This is a genomic window from Pseudoxanthobacter sp. (genome assembly GCF_036822375.1).
Taxonomy (GTDB): domain Bacteria; phylum Pseudomonadota; class Alphaproteobacteria; order Rhizobiales; family Segnochrobactraceae; genus Pseudoxanthobacter.
The window spans coordinates 1-22,812 of sequence record NZ_DAISHT010000042.1; the positions used below are offsets into that span (position 1 = coordinate 1).

16 protein-coding genes are annotated in these 22,812 nt (G+C 67.6%); 5 read left to right on the plus strand and 11 right to left on the minus strand.

What is annotated here, in order from left to right; translation table 11 throughout:
• On the minus strand, positions 1-922 hold a 922-nt coding region (locus V7067_RS06425), incomplete at its 3' end, for a glutamate decarboxylase (RefSeq protein WP_334175058.1).
• Positions 923-1,384: 462 nt separating this feature from the next.
• Here V7067_RS06425 and V7067_RS06430 point away from each other — a divergent pair.
• Positions 1,385-3,451, plus strand: a complete 2,067-nt coding sequence (locus tag V7067_RS06430; protein ID WP_334175059.1) for a M3 family metallopeptidase — start codon at positions 1,385-1,387, stop codon at positions 3,449-3,451.
• Between the two features lie 68 nt (positions 3,452-3,519).
• Here the strand turns inward: V7067_RS06430 and zwf are convergent, their stop codons facing one another.
• The 9 genes from zwf to V7067_RS06475 all read right to left on the minus strand — a co-directional run bounded on the left by zwf (position 3,520) and on the right by V7067_RS06475 (position 17,427).
• Complete coding sequence (gene zwf, locus V7067_RS06435) at positions 3,520-5,010, minus strand: glucose-6-phosphate dehydrogenase (RefSeq protein WP_334175073.1); 1,491 nt, start codon at positions 5,008-5,010, stop codon at positions 3,520-3,522.
• A 264-nt stretch (positions 5,011-5,274) separates the two neighbouring features.
• Positions 5,275-8,973, minus strand: coding sequence for a PAS domain S-box protein (locus tag V7067_RS06440; RefSeq protein WP_334175060.1), 3,699 nt, complete (start codon positions 8,971-8,973; stop codon positions 5,275-5,277).
• Between the two features lie 207 nt (positions 8,974-9,180).
• Positions 9,181-10,596, minus strand: coding sequence for an 8-oxoguanine deaminase (locus V7067_RS06445; RefSeq protein WP_334175061.1), 1,416 nt, complete (start codon positions 10,594-10,596; stop codon positions 9,181-9,183).
• A gap of 111 nt (positions 10,597-10,707) precedes the next feature.
• The gene (locus V7067_RS06450) at positions 10,708-11,454 is read right to left on the minus strand and encodes a TerC family protein (RefSeq protein WP_334175062.1); all 747 of its coding nucleotides are present in this window, start codon (positions 11,452-11,454) and stop codon (positions 10,708-10,710) included.
• 150 nt (positions 11,455-11,604) lie between these two features.
• Positions 11,605-13,152 carry a polyphosphate:AMP phosphotransferase gene (gene pap / locus V7067_RS06455; RefSeq protein ID WP_334175063.1) on the minus strand — a complete coding sequence of 516 codons (1,548 nt, stop codon included), beginning with the start codon at positions 13,150-13,152 and terminating at the stop codon, positions 11,605-11,607.
• Between the two features lie 160 nt (positions 13,153-13,312).
• Positions 13,313-14,314, minus strand: coding sequence for a phosphate acetyltransferase (locus tag V7067_RS06460; protein ID WP_334175064.1), 1,002 nt, complete (start codon positions 14,312-14,314; stop codon positions 13,313-13,315).
• Between the two features lie 174 nt (positions 14,315-14,488).
• Positions 14,489-15,505 carry a bile acid:sodium symporter family protein gene (locus tag V7067_RS06465; RefSeq protein ID WP_334175065.1) on the minus strand — a complete coding sequence of 339 codons (1,017 nt, stop codon included), beginning with the start codon at positions 15,503-15,505 and terminating at the stop codon, positions 14,489-14,491.
• 175 nt (positions 15,506-15,680) lie between these two features.
• The gene (locus V7067_RS06470) at positions 15,681-16,139 is read right to left on the minus strand and encodes an RbsD/FucU domain-containing protein (RefSeq protein ID WP_334175066.1); all 459 of its coding nucleotides are present in this window, start codon (positions 16,137-16,139) and stop codon (positions 15,681-15,683) included.
• Positions 16,140-16,143: 4 nt separating this feature from the next.
• A complete protein-coding gene (locus tag V7067_RS06475) occupies positions 16,144-17,427 on the minus strand; it encodes an L-fuconate dehydratase (RefSeq protein ID WP_334175067.1) in 1,284 nt (427 codons plus the stop codon).
• A 119-nt stretch (positions 17,428-17,546) separates the two neighbouring features.
• Here V7067_RS06475 and V7067_RS06480 point away from each other — a divergent pair, with 119 nt between their 5' ends.
• From V7067_RS06480 to V7067_RS06490, 3 genes are all read left to right on the plus strand, one after another.
• A complete protein-coding gene (locus tag V7067_RS06480; RefSeq protein WP_334175068.1) occupies positions 17,547-18,344 on the plus strand; it encodes an IclR family transcriptional regulator in 798 nt (265 codons plus the stop codon).
• 240 nt (positions 18,345-18,584) lie between these two features.
• Positions 18,585-19,328: an SDR family oxidoreductase gene (locus tag V7067_RS06485; RefSeq protein WP_334175069.1), complete on the plus strand. Its 744-nt coding sequence runs from the start codon at positions 18,585-18,587 to the stop codon at positions 19,326-19,328.
• Positions 19,329-19,373: 45 nt separating this feature from the next.
• Positions 19,374-20,210 (plus strand): fumarylacetoacetate hydrolase family protein, encoded by an 837-nt coding sequence (locus V7067_RS06490; protein WP_334175070.1) that lies wholly within the window; start codon positions 19,374-19,376, stop codon positions 20,208-20,210.
• Between the two features lie 51 nt (positions 20,211-20,261).
• Here V7067_RS06490 and V7067_RS06495 read toward each other — a convergent pair whose 3' ends face one another.
• A complete protein-coding gene (locus V7067_RS06495; protein ID WP_334175071.1) occupies positions 20,262-20,987 on the minus strand; it encodes a FadR/GntR family transcriptional regulator in 726 nt (241 codons plus the stop codon).
• A 372-nt stretch (positions 20,988-21,359) separates the two neighbouring features.
• Between V7067_RS06495 and V7067_RS06500 the strand changes: the two genes are divergently transcribed.
• On the plus strand, positions 21,360-22,812 hold a 1,453-nt coding region (locus V7067_RS06500), incomplete at its 3' end, for a sugar ABC transporter ATP-binding protein (protein WP_334175072.1).

Consider the following 22,812-nt stretch of genomic DNA (forward strand, 5'->3'; position numbering starts at 1 on the left):
GCATGTTGCCGCCGAGATAGTTGACCCAGAACACCATCTCGTCCGGCAGGTCCTTCTCCTCCCGCCACATCACCCAGCCCACGCCCAGCGGCGCAAGGCCGAACTTGTGGCCCGAGGCATTGATGGAGCGCACCCGCGGCAGACGGAAATCCCACTCCAGTTCCGGCGCGCAGAACGGCGCCAGAAAGCCGCCGCTGGCGCCGTCGACATGAATCGGAATGTCGAGGCCGGTTTCGGCCTGCAGCCGGTCCAGCGCGTCGCTCACCGCCTTCACCGGCTCGAACTCGCCGGTAAACGTCACCCCCAGCGTGGGCACCACGCCGATGGTGTTTTCGTCGCAGCGCTTCAGCACCTCTTCCGGCGTCATCAGCAGACGGCCGTTTTCCATCGGGATTTCGCGGTGCTCGACATCCCAGTAGCGGGTGAACTTGTGCCAGCAGATCTGCACCGGGCCGGTGATGATGTTCGGCTTGTCCGCCGGCTTGCCTTCGGCCCGGCGGCGGGCTTCCCAGCGGCGCTTCATGGCAAGGCCGCCCAGCATCGCCGCTTCGCTGGACCCGGTGGTGGAACAGCCCATGGCCGGGCCGGCCGGGGCGTGCCACAGGTCGGCAAGCATCCGCACGCAGCGCGCCTCGATCTCGGCCGTCTGCGGATATTCGTCCTTGTCGATCATGTTCTTGTCGATGCAGTCATCCATCAGGCGATGGATTTCCGGCTCTTCCCACGTCTGGCAGAAGGTGGCCAGATTCTGCCGGGAATTGCCGTCCAGCATCAGTTCGTCGCGCACCGCGGCATAGATGCGGCGCGGATCGCGCTCGGCCGCGGGGAAATGGTCCTTCGGCAGCGCCGCGGCAAGTTCGGATGCACCGTAGGTCTCGTCGTTGATGCCAGCCCGTTCCCGGGCGGAAGGTCCCTGCGCCATGCTCTGTCTCTGTGATCCCGATATCTCTGCGATTCCGGTGCAGCCCGGCCGCCCGGCCTGCACCGGCGCTGCGGCTCTGCTCCACCTCAGGTCTGCTGCCGCATCCTGCGACCGGAAGATCGCGGTCTGATCACAGGATGCGGCAGCGCGTCGCTTTTCGTGCCCGGCGGGCAACCGGCGGCAGTATGGCACCGCCTGCGCGCCACCAGAAGAGCAGGCAGCCACCTTCGCGCAGGTTTGATCGCCGCACCGCGCCCGCCAACCGCGCCACGAACGGCAGGGATGGGGAAATCGTACGGCCACCCCTTGCCGCGGCCGGGGCTTCGCACCAGCTTGACGAAGGGCACGAGCCGTGCCGCCGGACCGGCTGCCACACCCCGCCGCCATGGGCGGCGGCACAGGCCGCCTGTGGCGGGCCCTGTGCAGGGGGCTGCCACGCCCGGGAAGAACAAGAGGTGCGCCGTGAGTGAGACTGCCGACAACCCGTTCCTGCAGGCATCGACGCTGCCGTTCGGCCTGCCGCCCTTTGCCTCGATCCGGCCGGAGCACTTCCGCCCGGCCTTCGACAAGGGCTTTGCCGCGCAGAACCGCGAGATCGAAGCCATTATCGCCGATCCGGCCGAACCCGATTTCGACAACACCATTGCCGCCTTCGAGAGAAGCGGCCCGTTGCTGCGCCGCACCTCGGCAGTGTTCTATAACCTCGCCAGCGCCGACACGAGCGATGCCCTGCAGGCGATCGAACGCGATCTGGCGCCGCTGATGGCCCGGCACTACAACGACATGTACCTCAATGCGGCGCTGTTTGCCCGCATCGACGCCGTGTTCCGCAAGGGAACGGCCGGTCTGACCGCCGAGCAGGCCCGCGTGCTGGAGCGCCACCACACCGCCTTCGTGCGCTCCGGTGCCGCCCTGAGCGACGCCGTAAAGGCCCGGCTCGCGGCCATTTCCGAACGCCTCGCCACGGTCGGCACCGCATTCGGCCAGAATGTGCTGAAATCGGAAAAGGACTGGACCCTCGTCATCGACGATGAGGCAGACCTCGCCGGGCTGCCGGATTTTCTGCGCGCCAGCGCCGCCAAGGCGGCCGAAGACCGCGGCCTTGCCGGCAAGTGGGTGATCACGCTGTCGCGCTCGTCCATCGAACCGTTCCTGCAATCGGCCGATAACCGCGCCCTGCGCGAACAGGCCTTCCGGGCGTGGGTCAGCCGTGGCGAGAACCCGGATGCCGACAACCGCCCCCTCATTGCCGAGACCGTGCGCCTGCGCGCAGAGAGCGCCCGCCTGCTCGGCTACGATTCCTATGCGCGCTATCGCCTGGCCGATTCCATGGCCAAGGCGCCCGAAGCCGCCGAAGCGCTGCTGCGCTCCGTGTGGGTGCCGGCGACCCGGCGTGCGGTGGAAGAGCGCGAGGCCCTGCAGCAGATCGCCCAGCAGGAAGGCGGCAATTTCCGCATCGCGCCGTGGGACTGGCGTTATTATTCCGAAAAGCGCCGCAAGGCCGCGTTTGATCTCGATGAGAGCGCGCTGAAGCCCTATCTCCAGCTTGACCGCATGATCGAGGCGGCATTCGACACTGCCTCGCGCCTGTTCGGCATCCGCTTCGCCGCACGGCCGGATCTGGTGCTCTATCACCCCGATGCCCGCGCTTTCGAGGTGACGAACGCCGACGGCTCGCCGGTCGGCCTGTTCATCGGCGACTACTATGCCCGCCCCTCCAAGCGCAGCGGCGCCTGGATGAGCGCCTTCCGCAGCCAGCAGAAACTTGAGGGCGATATCCGCCCGATCATCCTCAACGTCATGAATTTTGCCCGCCCGGCCGCGGGCGAGCCGACACTGCTTTCCTTCGACGATGCCCGCACGCTGTTCCACGAGTTCGGCCACGCGCTGCACGGCCTGCTGTCGGACGTGACCTATCCCTCCATCGCAGGCACGGCCGTGGCCCGCGATTTCGTGGAGTTCCCCTCCCAGCTCTATGAACACTGGCTGGAACAGCCGCAGGTGCTGCAGCGCTTTGCCGTGCACTACCGCACCGGCGAGCCGATGCCGGAAGCTCTGCTCGACCGGCTGCTGGCAAGCCGCACCTTCAATCAGGGCTTCGCGACGGTGGAATATACCGCCTCCGCGCTTGTCGATCTGGAGATGCACAAGCTGGCTGCCGTCGGTGCGGACTTCGACCCCATCGCCTTCGAGGCCGGGGTGCTGAAGGACATCGGCATGCCCGAAGCCATGGTCATGCGGCACCGCGTGCCGCACTTCCAGCATGTCTTCGCCGGCAGCGGCTATTCGGCCGCCTATTACAGCTATCTGTGGTCGGAAGTGCTGGATGCCGACGGCTTCCGCGCCTTCACCGAGGCCGGCGATCCGTTCGCCCCCGCGGTTGCGCAGAAGCTGCGCACCTTTGTCTACGGTGCCGGCGACCGGCAGGCGCCGGAAGAGGCCTATCGCGCCTTCCGCGGCCGCGATCCCGATCCGGAGGCGCTGCTGGAAAAGCGCGGGCTGGCCGGGGAGGCGGCGGCCGCCGAATAAGCCGCCGCGGCGGCGCCCGACAACACGCGGGGCCTGAGACGATCTCCAGCTCCGCGCCCGCCCCGGTTTCAGGGGCGGCCGGAAAGCGGCAGCCAGGAATAGCCGTCGCGGCCGATCAGGGCGTCGGCGGCCTCCGGCCCGCGCGAGCCGGCGACATAAGGGTGCAGGTCGCACAGGCCCTGCCCCGTCGCATCGATCAGCGACTGCACCGCCCCCCAGCCGGCTTCGATGTTGTCGGCCCGCTGGAACAGCGTGGCATCGCCGATGAGGCAGTCGAAAATCAGCGTCTCGTAGCCGGTGGACGGCTCGGCGCGGAAATAATCCGAATAGCGGAAATCCATGTCCACCTTGGAAAGCCGGACCTTGCGGCCCGGCACCTTGGCGGCGAACCGCAGCGAAATGCCCTCGTTCGGCTGCACATGGATGATGAGCAGGTTCGGCTCCAGCGCGCCGGTCGGCGTGTCGCGGAACAGCACGCTCGGCGCGCGCTTGAACTGGATGGCGATTTCGGTGCGCCGCACCGACAGCGCCTTGCCGGTGCGGATGAAGAACGGCACGCCCGACCAGCGCCAGTTATCCACCATGCACTTCAGCGCCACATAGGTTTCCGTGCGGCTGTCGGGGGCGACATGCGGCTCGGACACGAAATCGCCCACCGCGCGGCTGCCGATCTGGCCGGCGGTATATTGCCCGCGCACCGACCAGCGCGCCGCCTCTGCCGGACTGTGGCGGCGAATGGCTTCGATCACCTTGGCTTTCTCGGTGCGCACCGCGTCCGCCGCAAACGAGTTCGGCGGCTCCATGGCCGTCATGGCGAGAAGCTGGAACATGTGGTTCGGCACCATATCGCGCAGGGCGCCGGTCGCGTCGTAGAACTTGCCGCGGTTCTCCACGGTCACGGTTTCGGCCGCGGTGATCTGAATGTGGTCAATATATTCCCGGCTCCAGATCGGTTCGAAGATGCCGTTGCCGAACCGCAGCGCCATCACGTTCTGCACCGTTTCCTTGCCGAGGAAATGGTCGATGCGATAGATCTGCCGCTCGCCGGCCTCGCGCAGCAGGATGGCATCCAGTTCATGGGCTGAATCGACGTCGGTGCCGAACGGCTTCTCGATGACGATGCGGCGGAAGCTGCCGTCTTCCTCGCTGAGCAGGCCGGCCGCGCCGAGCTGCTCGACCACGGCGCCGAAGAAGCGCGGCGCGACGGCCAGATAGAACACCGCGTTGGCATGGCCATGCTCGGCGCGGCTTTCCTCCAGCCGCGCTGCGAGCGCGCGGTAGGTGGCGGGATCCCCGAAATCGCCGGCGACATAGCCGCAGCGCCGCACCAGCCATGTCCACGCCGCACCGTCCAGCATGTCCGGCGCATTGACGTGGCCGGCGATCTGGGCCGGCACGGTGCTGTTCAGGTAATCGCGGAAATCCGCTTCGGTGTGCTCGACATGATCGACGCCGACGATGGCAAAGCCGGGATCGAGCAGCTTTTCGACGACGAGATTGTAGAGCGCCGGCAGCAGCAGGCGGCGGGTGAGATCGCCGGAGGCGCCGAAGATGAACATCGTGGCCGGGGGCGCCGTGTCGGCCTCGCCGGATCGGCCTTCTGCAGGCGGGTGGGCACGTCCGTGAATCGCGGTCGTCACGTTGCAAACTCCTGCCTTGCCACCGGAGGGGCCCGGTGGCCACGCCTGCCGCCCGTCGCGCACGATGGAGCGCCAGCATGGCAGAACTGTCAACGCAGGGTGTGGAAAGTCGCCGCAGCCGGAAGCGCCGGTGCGGGCCTGAATGCCGGCTCGGATTTGGGCGCGTCCCCGGGGTGTCTGCTCCTAGGCCTGCGCGGTGCACAGCACCTCGCCGAGAGGGCGCGGCCGGCCGATGCAGTAGCCCTGCGCCCGGTCGATGCCGATGGCGCGCACCTCCTCCAGAATGGCTTCGCTTTCCACGAACTCGGCCACTGTGCACAGGCCGAGGGCATGGCCGATGTCGTTGATCGATTCCACAATGCGCCGGTCGACCTGGCTCACGGCCATGTGACGCACGAAGGTGCCGTCGATCTTGATGGCATCGACCTCGAACTGCTTCAGGTAGGCAAACGACGACAGCCCCGTGCCGAAATCGTCGAGCACGACTTTCGAGCCGGTGGAGCGGATCTGGGCCACGAACTCCCGGGCGACGGGGAAATTGTTGACCAGCGTCGTCTCGGTGATCTCGAAATGCAGCCGCTCCGGCGCAATGCCGGAAATGCGGATCTCGTTCTGCACGAATGGCCACAGCAGCGGATCGCTGAGCGAGTTGGCCGACAGGTTGATGGTGATTTCCACGGCGGGATGACGCCGCAGGTCGTCACGGTAGGCCCGCAGCAGCGTGGAAATCACCCAGCGGTCGATGATGCCCATCAGGTCATAGCGCTCGGCCGCCGGAATGAAGGCCGCCGGTGTGAGCACGGTTCCATCCTCGTCCAGCATGCGCAGCAGGATTTCATAGCGGCTTCCCGCCCGCGCCCCCGCGCCGAGATCGCGGATTTCCTGCGCATAGAGCCGGAAACGGTTCGATTCCAGCGCAGCGCGGATGCCGGCCGCCACGTGAATCTCGCGATAGTGCCGCTCGGCATCGCCGGCGCCGGCGGTATAGAGCGACACCCGGTTGCGGCCGGCCGCCTTGGCGGCATAGCAGGCGACATCGGCCTGCTTCATCAGGTCGTCGGCCGAAAGCGCCGTGCCGGCAATGGCCGCAAGGCCGACGCTGGCGCCGATATCGTAGGTGCGGCCCTCCCAGCGGAAACGAACCCGGCCGAGGGCATCGATAATGCGCCGGCAGGCCAGATCGGCCTCGTCCAGACGGCTGTCGTGCAGCAGCACCGCGAATTCATCGCCGCCGAGGCGGGCCACGATATCGCTGGCCGGCAGCGCCGCCCGCAGCGAGCGCGCCACCTCGCGCAGAAGCGCATCGCCGGCGGCATGGCCAGCGGTGTCGTTGACGATCTTGAAGCGGTCGAGGTCGATATAGGCCAGCGCATGATGCCGCCCGTCGATCGCAACGGTCATCGACAGATCGGCCAGCATCTTCTCGAACGCGGACCGGTTGGGCAGGCCGGTCAGGGCATCGTGGCTGGCGGAATAGGCCAGCGCCTTCTGCAGCGCCCGCGCGCCCGTCACATCCTGAAAGACCAGCACGGCCCCGAGCACCTCGCCGGAGGCGGTGGCGACCGGCGCGGAGGTCTGGTGCACCGAAAAGCGCTCGTCGCGGCTGTTGACCAGCAAGGCGCCGTCGGGCGTGGAAACGGTGGCGCGGGAATGCAGCGCCTCGCGCACGGGATCGTCGATCGGCTGTCCGTCTTCCTCATGCACCAGCACGAAGACGTTGCCCGCCGGCTCGCCGGAAGCCTCCGCCAGCGTCCGCCCTGTCAGCTGCTCGGCCACCGGGTTCATGAACGTGACATTGGCCGCCGCATCGGTGCAGATGACGCCGTCGCCGATGGAATGGAGCGTGATGCGCAGCCGCTCCTTCTCCTCCGCCAGCGCCTGCGTGAGGGTGACCTGCGCGGTCACGTCCCACTGCACGCCGATGATGCGGCGCGGCGCCTCGCCCTGCGCGGCGATGAGCTGGCCGACCGTGTGGACGTAGCGGATCGCGCCGTCATCGCGCACGATGCGGTAATCCGACATGACGACGCGCCCGCGCAGCACCATCTCGTCGAACTCACGCCTTGCGGTGGCCAGATCGTCGGGGTGGATGCGCTCGACCCAGTCGGAGAAGCGGCCGGCGAAATCCTGCGGCTTGCAGCGATAGAGCTGCAGCATGCGCTCGTCCCACAGCAGGGACTCATGGTCGAGATCGCATTCGAACAGCCCCACTTCGGCAGCCGTCATGGCCAGCCGGAACCGCTCATTGAGCCCGCGCACCGCCTGCTCGGTGCGCCGCCGCTCGGAAATGTCGGTATGGGTGCCGATCAGGCGCACGGCCCTGCCTGTGTCGTCGCGCTCGATGACGCGGCCGCGGTCGAGCAGCCAGATCCAGTGCCCGTCCTTGTGGCGCATGCGGAATTCGCACTCGAAGAAATCCTGTGCGCCGTCCACGCACAACGCCTCAAGAGCCTCAATCCGGGGGCGGTCGTCGGGGTGGACGAGCGACAGCCACGGCGTCTGCCGGGTGTCGAACTCGTCGTCGCGATAGCCGAGCAGCGCTTTCCAGACCGGCGAGACGAAGACCTCGCCGGTGCGCACGACATGATCCCACACGCCCTGCCGGGCGCTCTCCAGCGCAAAATGCCAGCGGCTTTCCGCATCGGCCAGCTGCGCCTGCGCCTTGCGGCGCTCGTCGATGTCCTGCACCTGCGAAATGAAGAACTCCGGCTCGCCGGTCGTCGCATCCTGAACCAGCGAACTCGCCAGCCCGCCCCAGATCACCGTGCCGTCCTTGCGCCGGTAGCGCTTCTCCGCCTGCATCGAGGCCGCCTCGCCGCGCAGCAGCCGCTGCGCGCCCAGCAGCGAACGCGGACGGTCGGCCTCAAAGGTCACGTCGGTGAACGACAGCGCCAGCAGTTCTTCCCGCGGATAGCCGAGCAGGCTGCAAAGGGCATCGTTGACGCGCAGAAAGCGGCCGTCGAGGCCGACCAGCGCCATACCGATGGCGGAATCTTCCATCGCCCGGCGGAACAGCGCCTCGCTCTGCCGCGCGGCCTTCTCGCTCTGGCGCAGCGCATCCTTCTGCGCCGCAAGCAGGAACGGCAGCACGCTGACCAGCGCGGCGGAAAAGAAGCGGCTCACGGTCTCCCCGGCATCGAGCGCGCCGCCGAGCTGCAGCACGACCACGGTGGTCACGATGGCGATGCCGGTCAGCGTGGCGCTGAAGGCGTTGAGCCACATCACTGCGCCCAGCACGACCACCGTCATGATGACAAACGGATAGGGCGTCAGCAGAAAAGCGGCGGTCGTCATGGCAGAAACGGCCAGCAACAGCAGCAGCAGCGCCACCGCGCGCTGCGGCCGCAGGGCGCGATCGAGCGCGCGGCGCGAGGCCACCATGGCAATCGGCATCACCACCGCCGATCCCCAGGCCGAAATGCCCCACCACGACGCAAAAACCGAGCGGAACGGAACGCCGCTGAAGCCGGCGAGCACGATGCCGCCGATGCCGGCGCTGAGGGCAGGCGCAATGACCACGGTGATGAGCATCACCACCAGCGCCGCCCGCAGCGTCGGCGGCGTCGGCACCGGCACAAAGCGCCGGATCAGCAGCACTGCGACGGTCGCCTCAAGCGACGAGCCCAGCGCCATGCCCAGCGACACCGGCAGCGGCCGCCCGCTGATCATCTGCGCGACCGCCGCCGCCAGAAACACCGCCACCGGCACCGGCCACAACGGCGACGGCTTCCAGCGCATGGCAATGGCGATGGAAACGCTCACCGGCAGCCAGACCGTGGCCAGACCGTTGCCCAGCCGCGACAGGGCAATGCAGCCCAGCGCCACCGCCACATAGACGACAGCGATCGCGGCCGCGCCCAGCACAACGCGGGCAGCCGGCACAACGCCCGGAGCCCGGGCGCTTTCGCCCCGCCCCCCCCGATCTGCCAACCGATCCGTCAATCCGCACCCCCCGACGCAGTTGCAGCACAGATCGCCACAGCTACCATCCATATGGGATATGTTCCCGGCCCGAGGGTCAAACTGTTGATTTGTCGCGGCTTCCTTGCCACCCGCGGCCATGCGGTCCGGCCGGTCCGGTTTCCGCCCTCATCGCGAGAGAGCCGCAAGCCGCGCGGCATGCCGGTTGTGCTCGGCAACCACCGCCGGCAGATCGACCGTCACGACCGCACCGTCGCGCACCACGAAACGGCCGCCGACGACCGTGTGCCGCACCCGGCCGGGCATGCAGAACACGGCCGCGGCCACCGGATCGGCCAGCGCGCCGGCAAAAGCGACATCGTCGAGCGAGAGCGTAAAGAAATCGGCGGCGCGGCCGGCCTCCAGCGCACCGATATCGCTGCGGCCGAGCACCGCCGCGCCGCCGCGGGTGGCGATTTCCAGCACCTCGCGCGCGCCCATCCACTCCGCTGCCCGCGCCGGGTCGGATGTGGCAACCGTCGTATCCGGGCCGGCCGGCGGCGGCAGCCCCATCTTCAGCCGTGCCAGCAACATCGCCATGCGCGCCTCGTTGAGCATGTTGTTGGCATCGTTGCTGGCCGAGCCGTCAACGCCGAGGCCGACGTTCACCCCGGCATCGCGATAGGCCCGCACCGGCGCAATGCCGGAGGCAAGGCGCATGTTGGAGGACGGGCAGTGGCACACCCCGGCACCGCGATCGGCAAACAGCCGCACCTCGTCGTCGCTGACATGGATGGCGTGGGCATACCAGACGTCGCCGCCCACCCAGTCCAGCGTTTCCAGATAGGCTACAGGGCGCATGCCGAACCGTGCCTGCGTGTAGCGCTCCTCGTCGACCGTTTCGCACAGATGGGTGTGGAGGCGCACGCCAAGGCGGCGGGCCATGGCGGCGGTCTCGCGCATCAGCGCCGGCGTGACGGAGAACGGCGAGCACGGCGCCAGCGCGATCTGGGTCATCGCCCCCGGTCCGCTCTGGTGATAGCGCGCCACCACCCGCTCGCAATCGGCGAGAATGGCGTCCTCGTCCTCCACGCAGTCGTCCGGCGGCAGGCCGCCCTTCGATTCCCCCAGCGACATCGATCCGCGCGAAACGACGAAGCGGATGCCGACCTCGCGGGCGGCCGCGATCTGGTCGTCGACCCGGCAGCCGTTCTGGAACACGTAAGCGTGATCGAACAGCGTGGTGCAGCCGGTGAGTGCCAGCTCCGCCGCGCCGACGATGGTGGCGGTGCGCGCCGCCGGCGGTGTGCGGGCGGCCCAGATGCGATAGTGCGCCTTCAGCCAGGGGAACAGGTTGGTGTTCTGCCCGGCCGGCAGGTTCCGCGTCAGAACCTGATCGAGATGGTGATGGCAGTTGACGAGGCCGGGAAAGACGATCTGCCCTGACAGATCAACCACTTCGTCCGCGCTCTGCGGCAGGTCGGCCGACGGGCCGACCGCTTCTATGAGACCATCGCGGGCAAAGAGGCCCGCATCGCGCAGCTCGCGCCGGCCATCGTCCATCGTCACCAGCAGGCTGGCGTTGCGCGCAAGAAAGGTGGCCATGAGTGGAAAACCGGCTCCGCTGCAGCTCACCACAGGGTCATCCGCAGGCGCGGCCCGCGTCAAGCCGCAACATGGCCGGCGGGGGAAGGTTCCCCCCGCCGGCGATGCGCCTCAGTGCCGGCCGCCGCGGGCCCGGCGGCGGTTGCGCGCCACCATGTTCAGCCCCTCCACGGCGGCCGAGAACGCCATGGCGGTGTAGATATAGCCCTTCGGAATGTGCGCCCCGAAGCCATCGGCAATCAGCGTCGTGCCGATCAGCAGCAGGAAGCCCAGTGCCAGCATGACGATGGTCGGGTTGTTGCCGATGAAGCGGCCGAGCGGATCGGCCGCCACCAGCATCACCGTCACCGCCACGATGACGGCCACCACCATGATCGGCACATGATTGGTCATGCCGACCGCGGTAATGATGCTGTCGATGGAAAACACCAGATCGAGCATCAGGATCTGCCCGATCGCCGCCGTGAACCCGATGGCCGCGCGCCCGCCCTCGAACATGTCGCCCTCGGGATCGGGGTCGATGTTGTGGTGGATTTCCTTGGTGGCCTTCCAGACGAGGAACAGGCCGCCGCCGATGAGGATGAGATCGCGCCAGGAAAAGCCATGGCCGAACAGCGTGAACAGCGGCGTGGTCAGCTGTACGATGAAGGCCACCGTGGACAGCAGCGCCAGCCGCAGGATCAGCGCCAGCCCGATGCCGATGCGCCGGGCGCGCGGCCGGTCGGCTTCCGGCAGGCGGTTGGTGAGAATGGAGATGAACAGCAGGTTGTCGATGCCGAGCACAATCTCCATGGCAATCAGCGTTGCCAGAGCCGCCCAGACAGCGGGATCGGCGAGAAGGGCGAGATAGGCGTCCAAGGCATTTTCCCCGTCAGATCGAGCCGGGCGGCGGCCATGGCCGGCCGTCGCCCCAGCTCCAGAAGCTGGGGATGAAGCCGGCTCCGATCAATGCGGCCGGGTGCGGCAGATTGGCAGCCGCGGCCGGCGCGCCGCCCGTCCGCCGAACGGTCAGTCCAGCGCCCGTTCCAGACGCCGCACGATGGTCTCCAGCACCTTCACGCGGGCGAAGCGCTTGTCCTCCGCCTCCACCAGCGTCCACGGAGCGAAGCTGGTGGACGTGCGGTCGACCATCTCGTTGACGGCGGTCTCGTAGAGAGGCCACTTTTCGCGGTTGCGCCAGTCTTCGTCCGTCAGCTTGAAGCGCTTGAAGGGCACGGCCTCGCGCTCCTTGAAGCGGCGATATTGCTCCTCCGGGCTGATCGCCAGCCAGAACTTCACCACCAGATAGCCGTTTGCATCGAGATCGCGCTCGAAATCGTTGATTTCGCCATAGGCGCGCGTCCAGTCGTCAGCGGTGCAGAAGCCCTCCACGCGCTCCACCAGCACCCGGCCATACCACGAACGGTCGAACACCGCCGTGTGGCCCAGCGCCGGAATGCGCCGCCAGAACCGCCAGAGATAGGGGTGCGCCAGCTCCTCGTCGCTCGGTCTGGCAATCGGCCACACCCGCACCCGGCGCGGATCGAGCGCCTGCCGCAGCCGCATGATCGCGCCGCCCTTGCCGGCGGCGTCGTTGCCCTCGAACGCACAGATCACACCGCGTTTGCGAAAGCCCTTCGAGATGGTCAGATCGGCCAGCCGGTGCTGCGCCTTCTCCAGCCGGCTGCGATAGGCCTCTTCGTCGAGCTTGCGCGACAGATCGAGCGAGCCCACCAGCGAGGTGGCCGGCAGGCGGAAATTGGAGACCGGCGTTGCCGAGGCGACCGAGACCACGTCCTGATGCAGCGGCACGGTCGGCGCAGCCGGCGAGGTCTGCTGGACGGCCGGCGGGTGGCCGTTCACCGTGGCGCGAACGAGAGCGTCGAGCAGAACCTTGCCCACCGCGGCGTCGCGGTAGCGCCCGTCGGCGGCCGGCACCACCTCCCACGGGGCGTGAGGCGTGGATGTCTGCTCGGCCACCCGGATCGCCGCATGGAGCAGCCGGTCATGGGCGCGCGCCGTGTCGAGTTCCGGCCATTCGCGGATGGTGAGATCGGACAGCTTCAGCTTGTTGCGGTCGCGCTCCAGACGACGGATGGCATCGTCGCGGCTCAGATAGAGCCACAGCTTGATGATGACGACGCCCTCCGACGAGAGCATCGCTTCCATGCGGTTGGTGCGGTCGAGGGTCTGGGTCAGTTCGGCCGGGCTCATGTTGCCGAGCGTCACGCCGCGCAGGATCTGGTGATACCACGAACCGAGCATGACGCCGATCCGCCCCTTGGCCGGCAGGTCGCGCCAGTAGCGCCACGCCATCGGATGGTGGCGGTGCACACCGTCGGGATCGTCGTAGGAGATCGTCTCCAGATAATGGGCGTCGAGCCACTGGTAGAGCCGCGTCAGAACGTGGCCCTTGCCGGAACCGTCCGGGCCGTTCAGCAGGATCAGCACTGCCTTGCGGCGCTGCTCGACCAGCTCGAACTGGGCGTTCAGCAGATCCTCGCGCAGTTGCGGGGCGAGCGTCTTGAAATCGTCCTTGCTGAGGGTATGCCCCGTGAGCGTGGCGGAATCGAACATCGCGTCTCCCCGGCAATGGCGTTTGCCCCGGCACGGGCATGCGCGGGGGAACGGCGGAGCGGGACCGGGGCGGCGAATCGCCCCTGCCCGCTCCCCGCCGCCGAAGCAGACCGCGCCGGCGGGCCCGTGGCAATCCCCGGTCCGCCGGCGGACCGGCGGTTCAGCCCGCCACCAGCGCCTTGCCGCGCTTGCGGCGCAGGTAATCGGCATAGATCGCGGCAATGGCGCACGAGGCGCGCCGGGCAATGATGCTGTCGGCGCGCGATGTCAGCACCACCGGCACCTTCGCCCCCAGCACGATGCCGGCCGCGTCCGCCCCGGCCAGGAAGGTCAGGTTCTTCGCCAGCATGTTGCCGGCTTCCAGATCCGGCACCATCAGGATCTGCGCGCGGCCGGCCACCGGCGAAACGATGCCTTTAACGCGGGCGGCATCGACATCGATGGCGTTATCGAGGGCCAGCGGGCCGTCGACATCGGCCCCGGTGATCTGGCCGCGGTCGGTCATCTTGCACAGCGCCGCCGCCTCGATGGTGCTCGGGATCTTCGGCGTCACGGTTTCCACCGCCGACAGGATCGCCACCCGCGGCCGGCCGAGGCCGAGGCCGCCATGCAGGTCGATGGCGTTCTGCAGAATATCGGCCTTGGAGGCCAGATCGGGGAAAATATTCACCGCCGCATCGGTGATGAACAGCAGTTCCTCATAGGTCGGCACGTCCATGACGAAGACGTGGCTCAGGCGGCGGGCGGTACGCAGGCCGCCTTCCTTGGAGAGCACCGCGCCGAGGATCTCGTCGGAATGCAGGCTGCCCTTCATCACGATATCGGCTTTGCCCTGCGCCACCAGCTGCACGGCCCCTGCCGCGGCAGCGTGGCTGTGGGGCTCGTCGACGATCTCGATGCCGTCGAGGCTCTCGCCGAGATCGGCGGCCACCTTCTCGATCCGGGCGCGGGGGCCGACGAGGATCGGCTCGACGAGGCCGTCCTTGCGCGCCTGAAGCGCGCCTTCGAGCGAAACCTGATCGCACGGGTGCGCCACCGCCATGCGCAGCATCTCAAGGCCGGCCGCCTTCTCGATGAGCCGGAGGAATTTTCCGTGATGGCGCGCGGAGTCCTCTCCGCCGCCTGCAGGGCCGCTGGCCGCGCTGGTCGCCTGAGTGTCCATTCGGCAAAGTCCTGTTCGAGCCTGATGTCTGTCGCCGCATGTCAGCCTAGCGGCCGGATGACGACAAGACGATGCACGCCCCCCTGCCGGCACCGCGTCGTGCCGTCGCAAGCCGGCTCAGGGGCTGTTGCGGTGCATCATGGCCACGACTGCGGCACCCTGCCTTGAGGCAGATCATGCGTGGCCGTGCAGGTCTTCCTCCGGCGGGGCGCTTGCGGCGAAGCGGCGCGCCAGCACCGCGCAGACCATCAGCTGGATCTGGTGAAAGAACATCAGCGGCAACACGATGGCCCCGACATCCTGCCCCGCGAACAGCACATTCGCCATCGGCGCGCCGGAGGCAAGGCTCTTCTTGGAACCGCAGAACATGATGGTGATGCGGTCCTCGCGGTTGAAGCCGATTGCCGCACTGCCGAACCAGGTGATGACCAGCACCACGGCCAGCAGAACGATATCGATGGCCACCACGATGGCCAGCGCATCGACCGACACCTTGTGCCACAGCCCGCCGATGACCGCTTCCGAGAAGGCCGCGTAGACCACCATCAGGATGGAGCCGCGATCCACCGTCTGCGTCAGCAGCTTGTGGCGGCGCAGCACCGGCCCGAGCCAGGGCTGCACCAGCTGGCCGGCCACGAACGGCAGCAGCAGCTGCAGCACGATCGCCTCCAGCGCATCCAGCGAAAAGCCGGGGCCGCTGCCGATGTTGTGGAAGATGAGGCCCACCAGCAGCGGCGTTATGAACATGCCGAAAATGTTGGAGGCCGACGCCGCGCACACCGCCGCCGGCACATTGCCGCGCGCGATGGAGACGAATGCGATCGAAGACTGCACCGTGGAAGGCAGCACGGCGAGGAACATGATGCCGGTCTTCAGCGCTTCCGGCAAAACGCCGGGAATGGCCCAGATGATGAGGCCGAGCACCGGGAACAGCACGAAGGTGGTGGCGAGGATGACGAGGTGCAGCCGCCAGTGCGTGACGCCGGCAATCACCACATCGCGCGAGAGCCGGGCACCGTGCAGGAAGAACAGCAGGGCGATGGCCAGCGTCGTGGCGTGATCGAACACCACCGCCGGCCTGCCGCCGATCGGCAGGAACGAGGCGAGCACCACCATGCCGACGATGGCAAGGGTGTACCACTCACGCTTCACGAAGCGGGATACGCCCGCGATCGGACCAGAACCAGACACTCAGGGCCATCCCTTCCCGCACATCCCCCGCATGGTTCCTTCCCGGCGGGGCCGGGAGCGCCGGCGCGGGATCGCACAGGGAAAGCAGGCGGGTTACCGGGTATTCCTATAGGGAGTCGACGCGCCCCTCAAGGATGCGCGGCCCCGGCCGCAGGCACGGCCGGGGCGCGGGCACTCAGCGCGGCTTTTCGCCGGCGATCACGCCCTTGCGCAGCAGGAAGCAGCCATAGGGGCGCGGGTCGCCGGCCTGCACCACCGCAAAGGCCTGCCGCGCGGCACTGTAGAAGGCAAAGCGCTCCAGCCCGGCCATGGGCCGGGGGCGCCCCCCGGCCCGGTCGATTTCGGCCTGCACCTCCGCCTGCGTCGCCGGCACGATGGCCGGGTCTTCCACCACCAGCATGCGCCGCGCCGGATCGTCGACATAGGCGTCGAGCGGCATCAGGCTGAGGATCGCCCGCACCGCCCGGTCGATGGCAAGACCCGGCAGGCTGATGAGCCGGCCGGAGGTGGTGGCGCGCGCGATCGCCTCGGCCGGGTGGTTGGCATCGACCACGGCGAGGTCGTCGCCGTGGCCCATGGCCGCCAGCACCCAGAGCAGGTCGGGCGAAAGGGCGGGATCGATCCCCTTCAGCATCGCCTCAGCCCCCGAAGAGGTGGGCGTCGATGGACGCCTGCTTCATCTCGATGGAGAAGCCCGGCGCCAGCGGCGCCATGTAGCGGCCGTCCTTCACCACGCACGGGGTGATGAAGTGCTCGTGCAGATGGTCCACGAACTCGGTCACGCGGCCATCCCACGAACCGGAGATAGCCAGATAATCGATCATGGAGAGGTGCTGCACATATTCGCACAGGCCCACGCCGCCGGCATGGGGGCAGACCGGCTTGCCGAACTTCGCCGCCATCAGCATGATCGCGAGGTTCTCGTTGATGCCGCCGACGCGGCAGGAATCGATCTGCACCACGTCGATGGCGTCGGCCTGCAGGAACTGCTTGAACAGGATGCGGTTCTGGCACATCTCGCCGGTGGCGACCTTGGTCGGCGCCACGCCGGCGCGGATCTGGGCATGGCCGAGAATATCGTCAGGCGACGTCGGCTCCTCGATGAACCACGGCCCGAACGGCTGCAGCGCCTTCACCCAGTCGACGGCCTGACCGACTTCCCAGATCTGGTTGGCATCGATCATCAGCGTGCGGTCGGGACCGATCTCCTCGCGCAGGATGCGGCAGCGGCGGATATCGTCCTCAAGATCGCGGCCGACCTTGAGCTTGAAGTGGGTCCAGCCCGCTTCCACGCCCTCGCGTGCCAGCCGGCGGATCTTGTCGTCATCGTAGCCGAGCCAGCCGGCGGAGGTGGTGTAGCTCGGATAGCCCTTTTCCAGCAGCAGGGCGCGGCGCTCTGCCTGCCCCTGCTTCGCGCGGGTCAGAATCTCCAGCGCCTCGTCGGGGGTGAGGGCGTTGGTGAGGTAGCGGAAGTCGATCAGCTTCACGATCTCTTCCGGTTCCATGTCGGCCACGAGCTGCCACACCGGCTTGCCGGCTGCCTTGCCCCACAGGTCCCACACCGCGTTGACGACCGCACCGGTCGCAAGGTGCATCACGCCTTTGTCGGGCCCGACCCAGCGCAGCTGCGAATCGCCCGTCATATGGCGCCAGAACGCCCCCATGTCGGCGGTGATGTCCGACAGCTTCAGGCCTGTCAGCCGCGGCATCAGCAGTTCGATGCCGGCGCGGCACAGATCGTTGCCGCGACCGATGGTGAAGGTCAGGCCATGGCCTTCAGGGCCGCCATCGGTCTCCAGCACCACATAGGCGGCCGAATAGTCCGGATCGGCGTTCATCGCATCCGAGCCGTCCTTTTGCGAGGAGGTCGGGAAACGAATATCGTAGGACCGATGTCCTGTGATGACGAAATCGGACGCCATGATCCCTCCCTTCGGGGCCGACCGCACAGGCGGCGGGGTTTTGTTTTGGATATGAAATCGATAATCATATATGAAATTGCCCGTCAAGACACGAAACGAGGGGAGAGGCGGCCTTGAGCATGACAGCGGGAGACGGCGAGCCGGACGGCCCGGGCGACCGGGAGCGGCGCTATTCCGCGCCGGCGCTGGAAAAAGGGCTGGACATCCTTGAGCTTCTGTCCGCCGCCCGCGAGGCGCTGACCCTGCAGCAGATCGGCGACGGCGTCGGGCGGACCAAGGGCGAGATCTTTCGCATGGTCTCGGTTCTGGAAGGGCGCGGCTATATCGAGCGCACCGAATCGGAGGATCGCTTCGTCGTCACCGACCGGCTGTTCCGCCTCGGGCTGAACCGGCCGGTGAACCGTTCGCTGGTGGAACTGGCGCTGCCGTTCATGAACGCCTTCACCGACGCGCAGGGCTATGCCTGCCATCTGGCGGTGGCGTCCGGCCCGCAGATGGTGGTGATCGCGCGGGTGGAAAGCTCCAATCACATCGGCTTCACGGTGCGGATCGGCTACCGCCAGCCGCTGGAACTCACCGGTTCGGGCAACTGTCTGCTGGCGTTCATGAGCGCCCGTCGCCGCCATCGCCTCTTTGAGGACATGCGCCGCGAGAACCCGTGGATCGATCTTGACGCTCTGGAGGCCACGCTGGCCGGCTGGCGCGCCGAAGGCCGGGTGATGCGGCCGTCCTCCATCACCGAAGCGGTGATCGATCTTTCCGCCCCGATTCTCGACGCCCGCGAAGGCGGCGCCGTCGCCGCCCTCACCTGCCCCTATCTCCGCGTCCTGACCAACCCGCGCGAGCCGGACGAGGTGATGGCAGAGCTGGCCACCGCGGCCCGCCATATTTCCGATGCACTGGCGCTGGATCGCTGAAACCTCGTTTACATATGCAACGATGATCTGTATATGAAACTCAGACGCCACCCGCAGGGGGCGGCGCAAAGCAGACCGGCGACAGGCCGGCATTCGCGGGAGGGGGCGCGGGCCGTTGCAGGCTGCCGCCCCGCGGGCCGGCGCCCGCCGGTCGCGGACCGATCCGCTCCGCGAGCCTTCGCCTGTCCCGGCCGATGGCAGAGACTGCGGCGCCGCCGGGCCGCGGCCACGGGAGTTCACATGACGGATCGTCTTGCCGGTAAAACCGCCGTCGTCACGGCCGCAGCGCAGGGCATCGGCCGCGCCATTGCGCTGGCCTTTGCCGCCGAGGGCGCAAAGGTGATCGCCACCGACATCAACGCCGGCGCGCTGGCCGCGCTCGAAGGCACGCCCGGCATCACGCCCCGCGTGCTGGACGTGACCAGCCCGGAGGCGATTGCCGCCTTCGCCGCTGAAACCGGCGCGCCGCACGTTCTTGCCAATGCCGCCGGCTTCGTCCACGCCGGCACCATTCTGGACTGCGACGAAGCTGCGTTCGACTTCTCCGTCACCCTCAACGTGCGTTCGATGTATCGCCTGATCCGCGCCTTCCTGCCGGCGATGGTGGACAATGGCGGCGCTTCGATCGTCAACATCGCCTCGGTCGCCTCCAGCGTCATCGCCGCGCCGAACCGTTTCATCTATGGAACCACGAAGGCGGCGGTCGTCGGGCTCACCAAGTCGGTGGCGGCGGATTTCGTGACAAGGGGCATCCGCGCCAACTGCATCTGCCCGGGCACCGTCGAAAGTCCGTCGCTGGACCAGCGGATGCGCGCACTCGGCGACTACGAGACCGCCCGGGCCGCCTTCATCTCGCGCCAGCCGATGGGCCGGCTCGGCACGCCGGAGGAAATCGCCGCCCTTGCCCTCTATCTTGCCAGCGACGAATCCGCCTTCATGAGCGGACAGGCGCTCGTCGTGGACGGCGGCTGGTCGAATATCTGAGGCCGCTCCCCGCGCGGAGCCCGAAGAAACACCCGAGGAAACGATATGAAGCTTCTGCGTTATGGCGCGCCGGGACAGGAGAAGCCCGGTCTTCTCGACGGCGAAGGCCGCATCCGCGATCTCTCCGCCCATGTCGGCGACCTTGCCGGCCGGTGGCTGACGCCCGACGGGCTGGCGGAAATTGCCGCCATCGATGTCGCCGCCCTGCCCGTGGTGGAAGGCCCGGTGCGTTACGGCCCCTGCGTTGCCGGCACCGGCAAGTTCATCTGCATCGGCCTCAACTATTCCGACCACGCCGCCGAGACGGGCGCGGCCGTGCCGCCCGAGCCGGTGATCTTCATGAAGGCCACCAGCGCCATCGTCGGCCCGGACGACGACATCGAAATTCCCCGCGGCTCTACCAAGACCGACTGGGAAGTCGAACTCGGCGTGGTGATCGGCAAGACCGCGAAATATGTCAGCGAGGCGGAAGCCCTCGACCATGTCGCCGGCTACTGCGTCATCAACGATGTGTCGGAGCGCGCCTTCCAGATCGAGCGCGCCGGCCAGTGGACCAAGGGCAAGAGCTGCGACACCTTCGGCCCGACCGGCCCCTGGCTGGTGACCCGCGACGAGGTTGCCGATCCGCAGAACCTCGCCATGTGGCTGGAGGTCAACGGCCACCGCTACCAGAACGGCTCGACGAAGACGATGGTCTACGGCATCGCCCACGTCGTCTCCTACCTGTCGCAGTTCATGAGCCTGCACCCGGGCGACATCATCTCCACCGGCACGCCGCCGGGCGTGGGCCTCGGCCAGAAGCCGCCGGTGTTCCTGAAACCGGGCGACCGCATCCGCCTCGGCATCGAGGGCCTCGGCGAGCAGAGCCAGCACGTCCGCTGACGGAACGGGCAACACCGCCGGGGCATCGCGACGCTGTCCCGGCGGAACCGCTCAGTCCCGCACCCAGCGCTGCTTGGAAGACTGGATGTGACAGCGCATCGCCGCCTCCGCCTGCAGCGGATCGCCCGCCTCCAGCGCATCGAGAATGGCCTCGTGCTCGCCAAGCGCCAGAGCCCAGGTTTCCGGGCTTTCGAAGTGACCGGAGAGCTGGGCGGAAATCGGACTGTGGCGCTCGTCGAAAAGCTCGCCGACGAGGCGCGTCAGCACCGGGTTTCCGCTGATGGCGGCGATGGAGACGTGAAACTGCCGGTCGTGCTCCAGCGGCTTGCGCCCGGCCCCGATCTCGCCGTGCATCGCCGCAAGGCAGCTTCGCAGGCCCGCGGTCGCCTCCGGCGTCATCCGCGCCGCGGCCAGCGCGGCAACCCCGCCCTCCAGCACGGCGCGGGCCTGCATCAGTTCCGACGGGCTCTCGCCCATCGGCCGCATCATCGCGCCGGCGGCGCGCTCGGTGCCGGCGGCAGCCGTCACATAGACGCCCGATCCCATGCGGATTTCGACGCTGCCGTCGATTTCCAGCGCAATCAGCGCCTCGCGCAGCGACGGGCGCGACACGCCCAGCTGCTGGGCCAGATCGCGCTCCGCCGGCAGCCGGCTGGCGGGCGGAAAGGTGCCGGCCGCGATGAGAACGCGAATCCGGTCTGCAACCTGCTGGTAAAGACGCCGGGTTTCCGGCAACCGGGCCGCGGCGGGGGGCGTTTCCGTGGGCATCCCTGACATTGGGCATCCCTGACATTCGGGTGTTGCGCCTGTTATGGGCGTCGTTCGATTGGCCTTACCAGTAACGATCCTCAAGTGGCCTGACAAGTAGACACAACCGCGCGTGCGCCTGTGGCGCATGTGGCCGCGGCGGCGCGCGCTGAGGCGAATATTTTCACGTTATAACAAAAGCTTATTCGCCTATTGTCGCATTGCGCGTTATCCGGCGACAGATTTATATCCGCAAGAGCCGCCAAATTGGCTTGACCACTTTGGCCCAAATCAGTAAGCAGATTGGGTCTGGAAGACCACCTGGCCTGACCGGACCAAGCACAACGAACCATCCGAAGCGGATGGCCGGGACCCCGCCCGGGGGTCTCGCTGGGAGGCGGGATGCAGCAGAATTCGAACCACCCCGGCGGCACCGCCGCCGTGGCCGGGCGCCATCCGGAGCACGGTGAAATCGTTCTCAGTCTGGAGAACGTCACCAAGGAATTTCCCGGCGTGAAGGCGCTCGATCAGGTGCGCCTGACCCTGCACCGCGGCGAGGTCCACGCTGTGTGCGGCGAGAACGGCGCCGGCAAGTCGACGCTAATGAAGATCATCTCCGGGCTCTACAAGCCGGACGGCGGCCGCATCGTCTACAAGGGGCAGGAGGTGCGCTTCACCTCCTCGCTGGAGGCCGAGCGCGCCGGCATCGCCATCATCCATCAGGAACTGAACCTCGTTCCGCACCTGTCGGTGGCCGAGAACATCTATCTGGCGCGCGAGCCGCGCCGCGGCCCGTTCGTGGACCGCCACCGCCTGCGGGAGGCGGCCAAGCGCTGCCTCGACCGGCTGGGGGTGGATATCTCTCCCGATGCGCCGGTGCGCGGGCTGTCGGTGGCGCAGTGCCAGATGGTGGAAATCGCCAAGGCCCTGTCGCTCGATGCCGAAGTGCTGATCATGGACGAGCCGACCTCGTCTCTGACGGAATCCGAAACGTCCCTGCTGTTCCGCGTCATTCACGAGCTGAAGGCGGCCGGCGTCGCCATCATCTACATCTCCCACCGTCTCGACGAGATGGCGGGCATCGTCGACCGCGTCACCGTGCTGCGCGACGGCCGCTATGTTTCGACCGACGACTTCAGCACCATCACGGTGGACGACATCGTCGCCCGCATGGTCGGCCGGTCTCTGGAGGAGAAATTCCCCGAGGCAACCCGCCGGCCGACCGCCGAGGTGCTGTTCGAGGTCCGCGGCCTGACGCGCCGGGGCGTGTTCTCCGACATTTCCTTCACCCTGCGCCGCGGCGAGATTCTCGGCTTCGCCGGGCTGATGGGATCGGGACGAACGGAAGTGGCCCGCGCCATCTTCGGCGCCGACCCGCTCGATGCCGGCACCATCACCTTCGAGGGGCGCCCGCTCGTGGCGAAATCGCCGAAGGACGCAATCCGGCGGGGGCTCGCCTATCTCTCCGAGGACCGCAAGTCCAACGGCCTCGCCATCAACATGACGGTGGCCACCAACACCACTCTGGCCCACATGGGCGGCGTTTCCGACAAGGCCGGTTTCATCAACTTCCACAAGGAAGCGGAAGTTGCGCAGAAATATGTCGATCTCCTGAACATCCGCACGCCGTCGATCCACCAGATCGCGCGGCTGCTGTCCGGCGGCAACCAGCAGAAGATCATCATCGCCAAGTGGCTGTTCCGCGGCTCCCGTGTGCTGTTCTTCGACGAGCCGACCCGCGGCATCGATGTCGGCGCCAAGTTCGCCATCTACAAGATTATGGATGAGCTGGCCGCCAGCGGCTTCGGCGTCATCCTCATCAGTTCCGAGCTTCCCGAGGTCATGGGCATGAGCG

Excerpts from the sequence above, each read along its gene's own strand:
- V7067_RS06445 (WP_334175061.1), bottom strand. The coding sequence starts at position 10,596 with ATGGCCACCTTTCTTGCGCGCAACGCCAGCCTGCTGGTGACGATGGAC.
- V7067_RS06470 (WP_334175066.1), bottom strand. The coding sequence starts at position 16,139 with ATGCTGAAGGGGATCGATCCCGCCCTTTCGCCCGACCTGCTCTGGGTG.
- V7067_RS06485 (WP_334175069.1), top strand. The coding sequence starts at position 18,585 with ATGACGGATCGTCTTGCCGGTAAAACCGCCGTCGTCACGGCCGCAGCG.
- V7067_RS06480 (WP_334175068.1), top strand. The coding sequence starts at position 17,547 with ATGACAGCGGGAGACGGCGAGCCGGACGGCCCGGGCGACCGGGAGCGG.
- V7067_RS06475 (WP_334175067.1), bottom strand. The coding sequence starts at position 17,427 with ATGGCGTCCGATTTCGTCATCACAGGACATCGGTCCTACGATATTCGT.
- V7067_RS06460 (WP_334175064.1), bottom strand. The coding sequence starts at position 14,314 with ATGGACACTCAGGCGACCAGCGCGGCCAGCGGCCCTGCAGGCGGCGGA.
- zwf (WP_334175073.1), bottom strand. The coding sequence starts at position 5,010 with ATGTTCATCTTCGGCGCCTCCGGCGATCTCACCCGCCGCCTGCTGCTG.
- V7067_RS06495 (WP_334175071.1), bottom strand. The coding sequence starts at position 20,987 with ATGTCAGGGATGCCCACGGAAACGCCCCCCGCCGCGGCCCGGTTGCCG.
- V7067_RS06490 (WP_334175070.1), top strand. The coding sequence starts at position 19,374 with ATGAAGCTTCTGCGTTATGGCGCGCCGGGACAGGAGAAGCCCGGTCTT.
- pap (WP_334175063.1), bottom strand. The coding sequence starts at position 13,152 with ATGTTCGATTCCGCCACGCTCACGGGGCATACCCTCAGCAAGGACGAT.